This is a genomic window from Rahnella sp. ATs2, from assembly GCF_051851855.1.
GTDB lineage: Bacteria > Pseudomonadota > Gammaproteobacteria > Enterobacterales > Enterobacteriaceae > Rahnella > Rahnella variigena.
Genome location: NZ_JBLYPL010000032.1, coordinates 1 through 14386, shown reverse-complemented (window position 1 = coordinate 14386; position 14386 = coordinate 1). Strand labels below are relative to the sequence as shown.

Here is a 14386-nt window from a genome sequence, read left to right as displayed (position 1 = left end):
TGTTATACAAAAGGATTAATGCGAAGAGATAAAATCAGACGGCGTGGACGGGGCAGGCAATGAAAAGTTCTGCCTCATCCGCGCCACTTCACTGACCGGCGTCAGCCCGAATAACCGTTTAAATTCGCGGCTGAACTGCGACACGCTTTCATATCCCACCTTCGCGCTGGCCGCCGACGCAGTCAGATTATTACGCAGCATCAGCAATCTGGCCTGATGCAAACGGGTGGACTTGAGATATTGCATTGGCGATGTATCTGTAACGGTTTTGAAGTGACTGTGAAACGTCGGCAGGCTCATTCCCGCTTCTTTCGCCAGCGCATTCACATCCAGATGCGAGTCGTATTCTGCATGCAGTTTCCGTAATGCCTTCACCACTTTGCCAAACTGTCCCTGCATCGCCAGTGCGCTGCGTAACGTGCCGCCCTGAGCGCCGGTCAGCACGCGGTAATACAACTCGCGCATCATCGCTTTGCCCAGCATTTTTGCATCCAGCGGAGATGCCATCACCTGCAAAAACCGCAAAACAGATGCCCGCATCGCGTCATCCATCGGACTCGACACCATACTTTTCGGCGATTTCACCTGAGGCGCGTGGCAGGCATCCAGTTGCAACATCAGTTCCGCCGCCAGACTGAAATCGAGTCGCAGATAAATGGCCAACATCGGTTCACTGGCGCTGGCATCCGTTTCCATGGTGAAAGGCACCGGCACCGAAACCATCAGATAATGCTGCGCATCATACAAATAGACATCATTGCCTAAAAAGCCGCGCTTGCTACCCTGTACCACAATCACAATGCCCGGCTCATACAAAACCGGCGTGCGCAGAAGCGGACGGTCTGATCGCAGAAAACGCACATCCGCCAGCTCCGTGAGGTTGTAGCCCTCAAAAGGCGTGAGCTGTTTCAGAAGTGAGGTCATTTGCTCTGTCACTGTCAAAGCCGGAGATGTCATATCAGCCTGAAAACGGGTAGCGGAAAGTGAAGTCAGTGTCGCATCAGGAACGGGGTACGTCCAGAGACCTCATAGGAACAGGCAAACATCTGAGAGGATCCGGGCTACGGATTTGATGATTTCCGCCCTATTCTGCAAGTCCGCTTTTTACCGAGGAGTTTGTATGAGCCAGTCAAAATTATTCTTTATTACCGGTGTCAGCAGCGGATTGGGTCGTGCGCTGGCAGAAGAAGCGTTACAGGCCGGACATCGCGTGGTCGGCACCCTGCGTAACGCACAAGCCTGCGAAGAATTCGATGCAGTGGTACCGGGGCGCAGTTTTGGTCGTGTGCTGGATGTCACTGATTTTGCGTCTGTCGCCCCGCTGACTGCAGCGGTAGAACAGGAAATCGGAGCCGTTGACGTGCTGGTCAATAATGCCGGTTACGGGCATGAAGGGATTATGGAGGAATCGCCGCTGAGCGACGTACTGCATCAGTTTGACGTCAATGTGTTCGGTGCGGTGGCGGTCATCAAAGCCTTCCTGCCGTATTTCCGTCAGCGCCGCGCTGGGCACATTATCAATATCACATCGATGGGCGGATTTATTACGATGCCCGGCATCAGTTATTACTGCGGCAGTAAATTCTCCTTACAGGGAATTTCAGAAACACTGACCAAAGAGCTGAAACCGTTCAATATTGCCGTCACCGCCGTTCAGCCGGGATCGTTCAGAACTGACTGGGCAGGACGTTCAATGGTGCGATCCCCGCGAAGTATCAGTGATTACGACGAAAGTTTCGGTCCTGTTCGTGAAACGCGGGAAAAACGCAGCGGCCACCAGCCCGGTGATCCGAAGAAAGCGGCGCAGGCCATTTTGCAACTGATCAACGCGCCTGAGCCACCTGCTTCCCTGCTGCTGGGCAGTGACGCCGTGAAATTCGTCAGGGAAAAGCTGCAACAAATGAAAACCGATATTGATACGTGGGAAGCGGTCAGTCGTTCTACTGATGGCTGAAACAAATTTTTGCTAAACCCTTTTTGCTAACACCCTCTTTTAAGATTCCCAGTCAGCGCTTTTCTATCAGACTGCGCTATTCTGTTCAGACACTGAAATCATCCTGCCTGCGGGCAGGATTTTCGTCTGAATAACAATCGGGTAAAACAATGAACTCCATTTCCAACGAAGATAAAAAACCCAGCTGTGATTCAGTGATCAACAGCGTGGCCTACCGCGACGGTAAGCGATTGCAGGATGTGACGGTCGAAGACATCAGCGAAGTACTAAAAGAACCAGATACGTTTGTCTGGCTGGGATTATGGCAACCTGAAGATGCCTACATGCGCAGCATTCAGGAAGAATTCGGCCTGCACGATCTGGCGATTGAAGATGCACTGACCGCCCATCAGCGCCCAAAGATCGAGCAATACGGCGAATCCCTTTTTATCGTCACGCACACTGCGCAGAAAGTAAATGAAACCATCGAGTACGGCGAGACACATCTTTTTCTTGGCAAAAACTTCCTGATCACCGTGCGTCACGGCGCGTCATCCAGTTACAAAGAAATTCGTAAACATGCCGAAGAACGCCCGGAAATGATGAGCAAAGGGCCGGCTTATGCGCTGTATTGCGTGCTCGATTCCATCGTCGATAACTATCTGGAAATTTTGCATCAGTACACCGGTCAGTTTGATGCCATCGAAAAAATGATGTTCCAGAACACTTTCAATCAGCAGGCGGTACAACAGGTGTACAGCCTGCGACGCGATCTGCTGTCACTGCGCAACGCCGCCGTGCCGATGGAAGATATCTGTAATCAGCTCAGCCATCATTATGAAGAGCTGATGCCCAAAAGCCTGCGCGCCTATATCCGCGACGTACAGGATCATGCTAATCAGGTGGTCCGCACCACCGACGACGTGCGCGAAATGCTGTCCAACGCCATGCATGTCAATCTGGCACTGGTGTCCGTACATCAGAATGAAGTGGTGCAACGCCTGGCAGGCTGGGGCGCGATCCTGGCAATCCCGACGGTGATTTTCAGTCTGTACGGTATGAACTTCAAAAACATGCCGGAACTGGACGACTGGTGGGGATATCCGCTGACACTCGGCGTCACCGTGGTCGGTTGCGGATGGCTTTACTGGAAACTGAAAAAATCCGGCTGGCTTTAAAATCAAGACCTTGGGCTCGCCGCCCACACGAGCTCAAAGGTCAAGACCTTGGGTTGCCACCCAAACTGGCCTCAAGGGGCGCCTGTCGCCGCACCCCTTGAGAATCCCGGGCTCTTTTACTGCGCGCTCCGCTCGCTGGCTATGTTTCAGGTATCGCAGCGACAGGCTGGAAATCTTGCCGCTTTGCGGTTCCTTCACTCGGTCCTGGAGCCTAAGGTCTCCAGGCCGCTCCGTTCAGCAAGCTTTCTGAATCGCCCGCACGATCTAAAATTCAAAGGAAGACTGTTTTTATCTTTACTCCTCCCCCTGCGAAGGGGGAGGTTGGGAGGGGGTTTTAAGGGCTAACACCTTGTGAAAGCATACTTCAACTTCTTGGTTTTCCTTTGATACCCCACCCCAACCCTCCCCTTCGCAGGGGCGGGTGCTGACCGGGTGATTCTTTGGATTTCACTCTTCCACCGGAGCAACCCTCTCTGCCGGTTTCTCCAAAATCATCGTCTGCGTCTGACTCAAACTGATCCCCGCTGCCCGCAGCATTTTGAGGATTTCGTACAGCAAATCGCTGCGCGTGCCGCTGACCATGCGCGGGCTGTTCACATAGCCGGTCACGCTCAGCACAATCCCGGTCGGGCCCAGTTCTTTGAAACTTACCGAGGCCGGTGGATTTTCCAGAATAGATTCGTGCAGGTTGTAGGCTTCCAGCAGCAAGGTCTTAACCTGTTCAGGGTCGATATCCAGCGGGAATGTCAGTGCGATAGTCGCCACGCCCTGCGCGTTGCCCATGGTGGCGTTACGCACGTTCTGCGATATCAGCTGGGAGTTCGGCACAATCACGGTGGATTTATCGCTTAGCTGAATTTCAGTAGCGCGGACATTAATACGACGGATGTCCCCTTCTACGCCGCTGATGCTGATCAAATCCCCTACTTTCACCGGACGCTCGGTCAGCAGGATCAGACCGGAGATAAAGTTCTTCACAATCTCCTGTAAACCGAAACCGATACCGACCGACAAGGCGCTGACGATCCACGCCAGTTTGTTCCATTCAATGCCCAGCGACGACAGCGTCAGCAGGATAATCAGCACATAACCCACGTTGGTGAACAGCGTCACCAGCGAGGCGCGCATTCCTCGGTCCATCATGGTTTTCGGCAGGAAATCGTTATCCAGCCAGCGGCGTGCGGAGCGCAGAATATACCAGCCGACCACCAGACACAGCACCGCGTTAACCGCGTGCGCCGGAATGATGTTCATGCTTTCGAGGCCTTTACCGCCCCAGATATCGACCACTTTTGCCAGCAATTCCAGCGGCGTCGTGGTACCGAACGTACCGTTAAGCAGCGCAATCGCGGCCATCAGCAGCAGCGCGGTTTTACCGATTGCCGAGAATAATGTGGCAGCCAGAGACAGATGGCGGTCATTGACGCTCAGCGTGCCTTTGAGGATTTTGCCGCTGTGCGTGGTCGGTGAAAACACGCTTTCGCAGAGATCAACAACGAAGTGGATCAGCAGGTACAGGCAGCTGACCACCAGACCAATCCATAGCAGCTCGAAGGTCACGAAACGCGCCAGCGGGATGTAACCGATCAGCAACGCCATCAGAATGACAAAAGCAGTCAGGCTGATCACCAGATGGATAAGCCCTGCCAGCGTGGATCGCGCTTCGGTCTGCTCGCCTTCTGCCTTCATTCTGCGGCGCATACGGTTCACGCGAACCGGTGCAATCAGGCAGTTGAGCGCCACCAGTAACGCCGCTAATCCGTTGCCAAATAAGGTGGCAGAGACGCTGGCACCGACCAGGTTATTCAGTTGTTCAATAATGCCGAACAGGAAAATAAAGCCCGCCAGCAAAACCGGGAATGATGCCAGCGTTTTCGCCAGCGGATCCGCAATTCCCGGCAGACGCCATGACGGATGGTTATTGGAAAGTAACGCAATACCCAGCCCGGCGATCACCGCAGAGAAATAGGTCAGCTCGACCAGTTGTTCGGCGAATTCTGTCACCCACGGCGAAGTATCCGGCAGCCGGGTGAAAATATAGCCCAGCAGCTGAACGCTGATCCCCAGCGTAAACGTGGTGCTCAGCGTGGTGAAACAAGCCAGGAAACTGCGACGGAAACGCCCCTGCGGCAGCCAGCGCGGCAGGATCCAGTTCATCGGTTTATCCAGCACGCGGCGGCCAAACACACCAATCACCAGCGCCAGGAACAGATAAATGCCGGTGCCGACGCGCCAGTCATCACTCCACGCCTGCGTCCAGGCATCTTTAACCTGCGAACCAAAATCATCAAAACGTGCCGCATCATCATCGTTTGGTGTAATCAGCGGTGCCCAGAAATTGCTGCCAAGAATGCTGCCGGTATTGAGCGCAATCTGGGTTTTCAGTGCGTCACGACGTAAGCCAGCGATTTGCGAAGACAGATTTTGTGCGCCAACGGCAATCGCTTTGGTCTGCTCGAGTTGTGTGGTCATCAGCGTTTTGCTGGCGTTAAGCTTATTGCGCTGGCTGATCACCTGCGGAGTTTCAGTGAGCGTGCCCGGCGCAGGTGCCGGGCCAAGAACGTCCAGCTGTGCCTGCACCTGCGCCAGCTGAGGGGTCAGCGCGGCAGTCAGCTTGTCGGCATCTTCTGCCAGTTTCTGTGCGGCATCGGTCAGGCCGGTATATTTCTTATCCGTTTTCGCCGATGAAACCTGCTGTTTCAGCTGATCCAGACGCTTTTGTAACGCCGGTAAGGCGGTGGTGACATTCACTTTTACCGGTTGTTCTGCTGTGTCAGGCTGACCGGTACTGTCGTCCGCGTAACTGTGTACAGGCGTCAGGAATAAACATGACAACAATGCCAGCAGCAGCGGCACTCTTAACATTTTTTGCATAGAAGGATGATTCCGGGAGCTCGAAAAATTATTTTTTTAGAAATGCGGGAGAAGAATACTCTTTCTTATTAAGAAGAATAGTAGGGATTGTCTGTTTGTTTCACTGTCTGAAAACGGACAGCCCGCAGAAAGGGCTGCCCTTTTTCAGATTAGTCGTTTTTACCCAGCATCTGGCGGAGGATCGCCGCGGAATCCGCCGGTTGCAGTGCCAGAATGCCTGAATACAGACTGATGGAAATTTCACAGACTTTTTCGCGATCGACATCCGGTTTGGTCAGGTCGCTGAACATCTGCAATTGCTCGCCGTACATATTCGCCAGCGCCTCACGCACCGGCGCCATCATCTGCACCACTTTTTCGGTGCTGACGGCCTGAGGCTGCGTCGTCTGCCCGCTGCCGGTCGCCAGCAGTAAATCATTCATGGTGTTGAGATCTTTCTGGAACAATGCCGGTGGCAGAACCTCCGCAGTATTAATCCCGCCGCTGACCTGCGGATAAAGGAATTTAAAGCAGCTGCCGTCTTTGCGCGCCTGCAACGTCTGCATTTCTTCCAGATTGACCTGCATCGCCTCGTTCACATTGGCGTCCGGCGCATGGGTAATACGCTGCGAGAGCAGTACGGACACCATCGGTTTCACGGTGTCGATCGCGTCCTGCTGCGATTTTCCCTCTTTCTTCATGTTCAGAATATTGCTGCGGATTTGCGCGTAAAGCACCGGTTCCTGCATTTTGATGGTGTTATACAGCGGCAGAGCTTCCAGCGCCTGGTCGATCTTCTGCTCTTCGCTGTTGCCTGCCAGACGCGGTTTGATCACACCGCCCCATAAAATATTGCCGCCGATAATCAGCACCAGAAATAGAACGACCGCCGGGATGCGCCCGATTTTGCCTCTTTTGTGTAACGCTCCGAGCAGCGAGCCAACCACCACGCCGCCGATGCCCCACACCATCACTTCTGTCCAGTTCATAATCCGTTGCCTTCAGAAAAATTTAGTGACTTCCAATTTGTGCGACCGCATCACGGCTGGCGTCAATACGCGCCTGCCCGTGCAGTTCTGTCAGTTTGCCCGTCCGCATTTCCAGCAGGCGGTCAGCGTGTTCAAAATAGTGATCATCGTGACTGATTGCCAGCACGGTTTTGCCCATATCACGCAATTGCGGCAACAGCTCACGGTAGAACGTCCGGCGGAACTGCGGATCCTGATCGGCTGCCCATTCGTCGAGCAGCAGGAAGTCTCGCCCTTCTGCCGCCGCCAGCAGCAACGCCACGCGCTTACGTTGCCCCTGTGACAGTTGCAGGTTAGTGACTTCGTTGCCGCTGAACTGGAGTTTTTCTTTCATTTTCAGTCGTTGCAGCCAGTCTTCCACGACCAGCGGATCCGGCTGTCCGCCTTGCGGGCCAATCAGCTGTCCAAACAGATGGAAATCAGTAAAGACTGCCGAGAAGATCTGCCGATACTGTTCAGCATTTTCTGCCGTAACCGGCACGCCATCGAGCAGGATCTGCCCGGAACGCGGCTGATACAGGCCGGTCAGCAACATCGCCATGGTAGATTTTCCGCTGCCGTTGCCGCCAATCAGAAAGACCAGTTCTCCGCGGGTAATGGTCAGATTCAACGGACCTACGCCAAAACCGGCGCCCTCTGATTTGCCTTCATAACTGAACACCAGGTCGCGTAACTCCAGCGTCTTCCACTGTTTTGCAGCAATGGCTGGCGTAAACGCCTCATTATATTCCGCCAGTTTCAGCGATTTCAGTTTGCCAAACGCCACCTGCGCGCTGAGCAGCGTCGGCAGTGCGCCGACCGCCTGCAACATCGGTGTACGCAGGAATAACAACGTCAGGGAATAGGTCGCCGCCACTTCGGTATTAGACCAGCCCATGCCGTTGGCCATGAAGAATACCAGGCCGATTGCGCCCAGCATCATGATATTCGACCAGTTCACGGCGCTCAGATGGAAAGTATCCGCGCGGATAATGTGGTGGCGATACTCTTCAGCATCTTTGCGGTAAACCTCGTCGAACAGATGACGCGCCCGCTCGCGGTTCAGCGCCAGCTCTTTGCGCCCTTCAATCACTTTCTGGTAATCGGTTTGCAGTTTGTCTTCCGCCTCGCGCACTTTCGCCAGATGGCGGTAAACGTGAGACACCAGCTTAAAGCCGCCAAAAATAGTGATCACCAGCCAGATAACCGTTACCAGCAACATTTCCGGCGACAACCACGCCAGATATCCGGCGCAACCAATGGTCAGGATAATCCCCTGCACCAGTTCCGGCAGGCGCACGAACGCCAGTGTGATATTGCGGATGTCACTGCCAAGGCTCGCAAGCAGTTGTGCATTACCGATCTGCTCGATGCGCTCAATATCGGTGTCTAAAATACGTTTGATGAATTGACCGCGCAGGCGGTAAATGAAGTGGTGCCCCAGCACGGTCAGGGCCAGCTGGGAGCCCAGCGTCACGGCCATCAGCAGCAGTAACAGCCCGAGAAATTCCGGCAGGACAATTAAAGAAGCCTGTGTGGTTTGAATCAGTTTCAGATTGATAAACGCGATCAGGCCAATGCCCAGAACGGCGCTGAGCAAACTCAGCGCCATCACCCCTAAAAACGGCCAACGGTATTGCTTAAAAACAACGCGTAACAACTCCATGAATTTTTCTCGTTCTGAATGCAGGAAAATGATGCTGCACGCAGTTTAATGACACATCTTGTCATATCAAGAACAATTCTCATTTTCCCGATCATCCGGTCGGATCACCATGCGCTCAAACTTGCCAGCCACTACCAGATAGCCAAACATGCCGAGTAAACCGTGTGCGCCAACAAACCACAACGCGAGGTTAAAGGAACCGGTCGCTGCCACGATATAACCGATTACTACCGGCGTAATAATCCCGGCCACATTGCCCAGACAGTTAAACACCCCGCCGCTCAGTCCGATCATTTTCTCCGGTGCCGTATCGGACATCACCGCCCAGCCAATCGCTGATAAACCTTTGCCAAAGAACGCCAGCGTCATTAGCGCAATCACCGCCGCATCAGTGGAAACAAAATTCGCCATCGCCAGCATGGCGGCGAAAAACATACCCAGCACAAACGGTGTTTTACGCGCTTTTGACGGACTGACGCCGCGGCGGATCATGTAATCCGACATCACACCGCCCAGCACCCCGCCGGTAAAGCCGCAAATCGCCGGTAACGCGACCACCCAGCCAGCCTGCATGACCGTCATCCCGCGCCCTTTGATCAGGTAAATCGGGAACCAGGTCATAAAGAAATAACTCATCGAGGTAATGCAGTACTGACCAATATAAATGCCCCACAGCGTGCGACTCTGGAACAGTTGCATCACTTCGCGGAAGGTGAATTTCTGCCGCGAAGCACGGCGGTTGAGTTCGAGATCGACCAGCGCACCGTTGGCGCGGATGTATTCGAGTTCGGCAGGTTTGATGTGCGGACTGCTGTGCGGTTCTTTATAAAAGGCGAACCATAAAATCCCGGCGAACAGCCCGACCGCGCCCATCCACAGGAACACATGTTCCCAGCCGAGCGCGTGAGTCAGCCACGCCATGATCGGGGTGAATACGCCAATCGCCATGTACTGCGCGGAGTTAAACAGTGATGTCGCCGTGCCGCGTTCATTGGTCGGGAACCAGCAGGCGACAATGCGTGCATTAGCGGGAAATGCCGGAGACTCCACAAGACCGAGCATAAAGCGCAGGAAGAACAGCATGATAGCCGCCGAAATCCCGCTGACGCCGAACCAGCCAACGGTACCCTGCAACATCGTAAACACTGACCACAGTATCAGGCTGCAACCATAGACCCGCCGTGCGCCGAATTTATCCAGCAGCCAGCCACCGGGGATCTGCCCGATCATATATGCCCAGGCAAACGCTGAAAAAACCATCCCGAGCATCACCGGATCGAGGCTCAGCACCCGCGACACTTCCGTACCGGCAATCGACAGCGTGGCGCGGTCGGCGTAGTTAATCACCGTGATGGCAAAAATCATTCCGAGGACCACGTAACGGAAATGACCCGGTTTCACCGCCTCTGCTGCCGATTCGCGGACCAGCGGTTTGGCGTTATCTGACACATCTGTAGGGGACGTCATGTTTTCTCTCCAGACTTATGAGTGCATTCCTTGCTTTTTGTGACCGGAGACACAGTTTTTGCCGTTTCGGTCACGCCATTTAGATCTAAAAAATCCAAATTAATTAACAGAGTAGAAACATTTAACGATACGGTCTAAGTTAAAAAGACAATGGAACAAGTCAAAAATTGAATGATTGAATTAAACCAGTTGCGCTGTTTTGTGGCGGTCGCGGAGGAATTACATTTCGGACGCGCGGCGAAAAGATTGTTTATGACGCAGCCTCCGCTGAGCCGTCAGATCCAGTTACTCGAACATGCACTTGGCGCGTGTTTGCTGGAAAGAACCAACCGGCACGTCAGCCTGACGGCCTCGGGAAAGACGTTTTTGCGCGATGCAAAACTGATCCTCGAGTTCACCGGACAGGCGCAGGAAACTGTAAAACGCGTCGAGAAAGGGGAAATCGGGAGGCTGATGCTGGGGTTCACTGCCGTCAGCGGCTACTGGCAAATTCCGCAGATTATTGCGCTGGCGGCGCAGGAACTGCCGGAAATCACGCTGGTGCTCAAAGAGATGGTGTCTTCCGCGCAGCTTCAGGCGCTGGCGGCGCGCACGCTGGATATCGGCTTTGTGCGCCAGCCGGTGGCGTTATTTCCCCTCGCCTATCAGTGTGTGCTGCGCGAGCCATTATGCGTGGCGCTTCCCGCGGCCTCCGTTCTGGCGGCGAAACCGCGTATCCGTCTGCGCGACTTTGCTGGTCTGCCGTTCATTATGTATTCCGCCACTGAAGGCAAATACTTTTACGATTGCGTGGCCGGGCTGTTTGCTCAGGCCAACGTCGTGCCACATTACGTGCAACATTGCAGCCAGACCCACACCATTCTCGGGCTGGTGCGCGCCGGTCTCGGGCTGGCGATTGTGCCGGAAAGCGCCCGCCAGCTTGGCTTTCCTGATATTGAGTTCCGCCCGCTCAGCCACCCCGATGCCTTCGCGGAGATTTACATGGCCTGGCGGCAAGACGGCGAAACTCCGGCGCTGGCCGCTTTCCGGCAACTGGTGACGGCACACAGCACCGCAAGTGGCGCTATCGCAAGAAAAAAGCTGACAGGCCGCCGCACGCTTCCTAAACTGAGGTAATGGATAAAGAACAAGAACTTCGCCGAAGTAAACGTAACGCGCTGGGGCTGCTGCTGATTGCCGCCGCCCTGTTTGTCATCACCCTTTTCCTGCCACCCAACTTCTGGGTTTCCGGGCTGAAAGCCATTTCCGAGGCCGCGATGGTCGGCGCAATGGCCGACTGGTTTGCGGTCGTGGCACTGTTTCGCCGTGTGCCGGTGCCGTTCGTCGCCTCACACACGGCGATCATCCCTAAAAACAAAGACAAAATTGCCGATAATCTGGCGGTTTTCGTGCAGGAGAAATTCCTCGCCCCCGCGACGCTCATCACGCTTATCCGCCAGCATGATCCGGCACGGATGCTGACTGACTGGCTGAATGCGCCCGATAACGCGCAGCGGTTTGCGAAATATGCCGTAAAGATGATCCGCGGATTTCTGGATGTCACCGACGATCAGCGTATCGCGCAGCTTATGCGCCGCGCGCTGTATCGGGTGATCGACAAAATCGACCTGTCAGCCTCAATTGCCACCCTGCTGGAAAGCCTGACTAAAAACGGACGCCATCAGGAGCTGCTGGATCAGGCGATGGATCAGCTGGAAATCTTGCTGGCAAAAGACAGCACGCGGCAGTTTATTTCCGCGCAGATTGTCAGCTGGATGAAACGGGAACATCCGCTGACCGCCAAACTGCTGCCGACCGGCTGGCTGGGACGCAACGGCGCGGACTTAGTGTCCAATGCAGTGAATTCAGTGCTCGACGATATGGGCAATGATAAAACCCACGCCTTCCGCAAAGGGTTTGACCGCTCGGTGCAGAACTTTATCTGGAAGCTGCAAAATGACCCCGCGACCGCGCAGAAAGCCGAAGACATCAAGCAATACCTGAAAGATGACGAGAAGCTGAATGCTTACGTGTTGCAACTGTGGGGCGATATGCGTAACTGGCTGAAAGACGATTTAGAAAGCGAAGATTCACGGGTGTTCGCCAAAGTCACCGAATCCGGGCAATGGCTGGGCAATGCGCTGGCACAAGATGAAAAGCTGCGCCTCTCGCTGAATCAGCAGATGGAAACTATTGCGGAGAAAGTCGCACCGGAGTTTGCCGAATTCCTGACGCGTCATATCAGCGACACGGTAAAAGGCTGGGATCCGCGTGATATGTCGCGGCAAATTGAGCTGAACATCGGCAAGGATTTGCAGTTTATCCGCATCAACGGCACGCTGGTCGGCGCCTTTATCGGTCTTGCGCTATATCTGCTTTCGCAATTGCCAGTGGCAATCCCGTGGGTGATGGCGCGGATTTAACACCCGCAAAACTACCTTAGCGTTAGCCCTAATCCCCTTCCGGCCTCCCCTTCACAGGGGAGGCACCAGCCAGCAATTACTTCACAGATTTACTGAATGCATCTACCGCCAGAATAGCGTTCGCTACGTCTTCGGCAGAAAGAGTGTGGTTCAGGTTACCCAGCGTATCGCCCTCGCCGCCTGCCAGCGCGCCGACTTTCACCAGGTTGGCAAAAGATTCGTTTTCCAGATGCATTTCTTTCAACGTGGTTGGCATTTTGATGGAACGGTAGAAGCGAACGTATTTCGCGATCTCTTCGTCAGGACGCTGTTCGAGTACCATTTGGGTCAGCGTACCGTACGCCACTTTTTCGCCATGGGTCAGATGATGAATGTCACCTGAAATCGCGGTAAAACCGTTGTGGATGGCATGTGCGCCCGCCAGACCGGCATTCTCAAAGCCCAGACCGGAAAGCAGTGTATTGGCTTCCACGACCGCTTCTACCGCCGGTGTCACCAGTTTCTGCTCAACCGCGGTATAGGCGCTGTAACCGTAAGTCAGCAGCGTTTTCTCGCACGCTTCTGCTATCGCCATACCGGCAATTGTCGGGTCGCCGCCCACCATGGAATGAGAATGTGAACGCAGCACAGCCTGCGCCTCAACAAACGTCGCCAGACCGTCGGCAATACCGGAAGCAAACAGGCGTACCGGCGCCTGTGCGCAGACATGGGTATCAACCAGTACCAGATCCGGATTTTTGTTGTAGAAGCGATAAGATTCGAAAACACCTTCATCCGAATAGATAACGGAAAGTGCGCTGCACGGCGCATCAGTGGAAGCCACTGTCGGCACAATCACCACATTTTGCTTCAGTTCATCGGCAATGGCTTTTACGGTATCGAGCGTTTTACCGCCGCCGAGGCCGACCACCACCTTCGTTCCCGCATCGCGGGCGATGGCGGCAAGACGGGTAATTTCGTTGGCCGAAGCTTCTCCGTTAAAGCGTTCATAATGGAATTCAACGTCGGCTTTTTTCAGTGACGCGTTAACGCGATCACCGATAATTCCCCAAACGACATCATCAGCTATCAGGAATGATTTTCCGCCCAGAGCAGGCAGATAATCCCCTAATTCATCCAGAACACCGCTGCCCTGAACGTATTTCCTTGGCGAAGAGAAGATAAATTTACTCATGATAAAAACCTCTTTTCGTTGATAATGTATACGTGAATAACTACCCCGAGGGTAACGCATCGCGGCAGGAAGCCCAACCCTTTTAATTCACATTAACAGCATGACTCGCAAAGAAATTTTTCAAATAATGAAGATGATTCAAATATTGAGGGAAATAATTCTCCGATCACGTAATACCCCAAAATGATTATATAAACCGGCATGATTTCCTCACAAAATTCATTCCGTCGAGTGTTAGCTTTCATCTATTGAATACATCAATAAAAGCGACTTCCGCTTATCAGCCAGTCACGTATTATTCACTTCATTGGCAGCACGTCGTAAGCAGTGGTCATTAGCCAGCTCGCTGTTAGCCATTCCATTAATATTTTGAACATTAATAAGGGAACAGCATGTATAACTTTCAGCGCTACAATGCCAAAGAACTGGCGCTTGCCTATATGAGCAGCAAACCACACGATTTTTCGCCAAATGAATTTTTACAGCAGTTGAAAGAAGTCGAAAAATCTTTCGATGCTGCGCTGAGAAATCCTCAGCAACAGCCGCAGAACGGAATGCTGGTGAAGGCGTTTTGATTGCCATCCTGGCTTTCATCAGTTGAGTACCGTGCGTTACCCTTGCTTTACCCGTTAAAGCATTTTGCAAGATCCTGTGTCTGGTTCACCTGCAAAAAATAATAATGTAGAAAAGCAAAAGCCCCGAATGA

General features: G+C 53.6%; 11 protein-coding genes. 5 read left to right on the top strand and 6 right to left on the bottom strand.

Annotated elements, in window-relative coordinates; translation table 11 throughout:
• Positions 1-15: 15 nt before the first annotated feature.
• Positions 16-957, bottom strand: coding sequence for an AraC family transcriptional regulator (locus tag ACJY2G_RS23705; protein WP_430320743.1), 942 nt, complete (start codon positions 955-957; stop codon positions 16-18).
• 163 nt (positions 958-1120) lie between these two features.
• Here ACJY2G_RS23705 and ACJY2G_RS23700 point away from each other — a divergent pair, with 163 nt between their 5' ends.
• Both ACJY2G_RS23700 and corA read left to right on the top strand, forming a co-directional pair.
• Positions 1121-1954, top strand: a complete 834-nt coding sequence (locus ACJY2G_RS23700; protein WP_430320742.1) for an oxidoreductase — start codon at positions 1121-1123, stop codon at positions 1952-1954.
• A gap of 149 nt (positions 1955-2103) precedes the next feature.
• Complete coding sequence (corA, locus tag ACJY2G_RS23695) at positions 2104-3111, top strand: magnesium/cobalt transporter CorA (protein WP_120164028.1); 1008 nt, start codon at positions 2104-2106, stop codon at positions 3109-3111.
• 447 nt (positions 3112-3558) lie between these two features.
• Here corA and ACJY2G_RS23690 read toward each other — a convergent pair whose 3' ends face one another.
• The 4 genes from ACJY2G_RS23690 to ACJY2G_RS23675 form a co-directional block, all read right to left on the bottom strand.
• Complete coding sequence (locus ACJY2G_RS23690; RefSeq protein WP_439292277.1) at positions 3559-5985, bottom strand: DUF3772 domain-containing protein; 2427 nt, start codon at positions 5983-5985, stop codon at positions 3559-3561.
• 149 nt (positions 5986-6134) lie between these two features.
• Entirely contained in the window at positions 6135-6953 is an 819-nt protein-coding gene (locus ACJY2G_RS23685; protein WP_439292276.1) for a hypothetical protein, read from the bottom strand.
• 22 nt (positions 6954-6975) lie between these two features.
• On the bottom strand, positions 6976-8637 hold the full coding sequence (locus ACJY2G_RS23680; RefSeq protein ID WP_439292275.1) for a multidrug ABC transporter permease/ATP-binding protein: 1662 nt from the start codon (positions 8635-8637) through the stop codon (positions 6976-6978).
• A gap of 66 nt (positions 8638-8703) precedes the next feature.
• Positions 8704-10104 (bottom strand): MFS transporter, encoded by a 1401-nt coding sequence (locus tag ACJY2G_RS23675; protein WP_279918539.1) that lies wholly within the window; start codon positions 10102-10104, stop codon positions 8704-8706.
• A 171-nt stretch (positions 10105-10275) separates the two neighbouring features.
• Between ACJY2G_RS23675 and ACJY2G_RS23670 the strand changes: the two genes are divergently transcribed.
• Both ACJY2G_RS23670 and ACJY2G_RS23665 read left to right on the top strand, forming a co-directional pair.
• Positions 10276-11220 carry a LysR family transcriptional regulator gene (locus ACJY2G_RS23670; protein ID WP_439292274.1) on the top strand — a complete coding sequence of 315 codons (945 nt, stop codon included), beginning with the start codon at positions 10276-10278 and terminating at the stop codon, positions 11218-11220.
• Positions 11220-12506: a DUF445 domain-containing protein gene (locus tag ACJY2G_RS23665; RefSeq protein ID WP_439292273.1), complete on the top strand. Its 1287-nt coding sequence runs from the start codon at positions 11220-11222 to the stop codon at positions 12504-12506. The genes ACJY2G_RS23670 and ACJY2G_RS23665 overlap by 1 nt, the downstream gene beginning before the upstream one ends.
• A 76-nt stretch (positions 12507-12582) precedes the next feature.
• Here the strand turns inward: ACJY2G_RS23665 and ACJY2G_RS23660 are convergent, their stop codons facing one another.
• A complete protein-coding gene (locus ACJY2G_RS23660; RefSeq protein WP_439292272.1) occupies positions 12583-13680 on the bottom strand; it encodes a glycerol dehydrogenase in 1098 nt (365 codons plus the stop codon).
• Positions 13681-14072: 392 nt separating this feature from the next.
• On the opposite strand from ACJY2G_RS23660, the gene ACJY2G_RS23655 reads away from it, so the two are divergent.
• A complete protein-coding gene (locus tag ACJY2G_RS23655; RefSeq protein ID WP_112289272.1) occupies positions 14073-14255 on the top strand; it encodes a hypothetical protein in 183 nt (60 codons plus the stop codon).
• The last annotated feature ends 131 nt before the right edge of the window (positions 14256-14386 follow it).

Bases quoted from the DNA above. Each gene is read 5' to 3' on its own strand.
- ACJY2G_RS23705 (WP_430320743.1), bottom strand. From the start codon at position 957: ATGACATCTCCGGCTTTGACAGTGACAGAGCAAATGACCTCACTTCTG.
- ACJY2G_RS23700 (WP_430320742.1), top strand. From the start codon at position 1,121: ATGAGCCAGTCAAAATTATTCTTTATTACCGGTGTCAGCAGCGGATTG.
- corA (WP_120164028.1), top strand. From the start codon at position 2,104: ATGAACTCCATTTCCAACGAAGATAAAAAACCCAGCTGTGATTCAGTG.
- ACJY2G_RS23690 (WP_439292277.1), bottom strand. From the start codon at position 5,985: ATGCAAAAAATGTTAAGAGTGCCGCTGCTGCTGGCATTGTTGTCATGT.
- ACJY2G_RS23685 (WP_439292276.1), bottom strand. From the start codon at position 6,953: ATGAACTGGACAGAAGTGATGGTGTGGGGCATCGGCGGCGTGGTGGTT.
- ACJY2G_RS23680 (WP_439292275.1), bottom strand. From the start codon at position 8,637: ATGGAGTTGTTACGCGTTGTTTTTAAGCAATACCGTTGGCCGTTTTTA.
- ACJY2G_RS23675 (WP_279918539.1), bottom strand. From the start codon at position 10,104: ATGACGTCCCCTACAGATGTGTCAGATAACGCCAAACCGCTGGTCCGC.
- ACJY2G_RS23670 (WP_439292274.1), top strand. From the start codon at position 10,276: ATGATTGAATTAAACCAGTTGCGCTGTTTTGTGGCGGTCGCGGAGGAA.
- ACJY2G_RS23665 (WP_439292273.1), top strand. From the start codon at position 11,220: ATGGATAAAGAACAAGAACTTCGCCGAAGTAAACGTAACGCGCTGGGG.
- ACJY2G_RS23660 (WP_439292272.1), bottom strand. From the start codon at position 13,680: ATGAGTAAATTTATCTTCTCTTCGCCAAGGAAATACGTTCAGGGCAGC.
- ACJY2G_RS23655 (WP_112289272.1), top strand. From the start codon at position 14,073: ATGTATAACTTTCAGCGCTACAATGCCAAAGAACTGGCGCTTGCCTAT.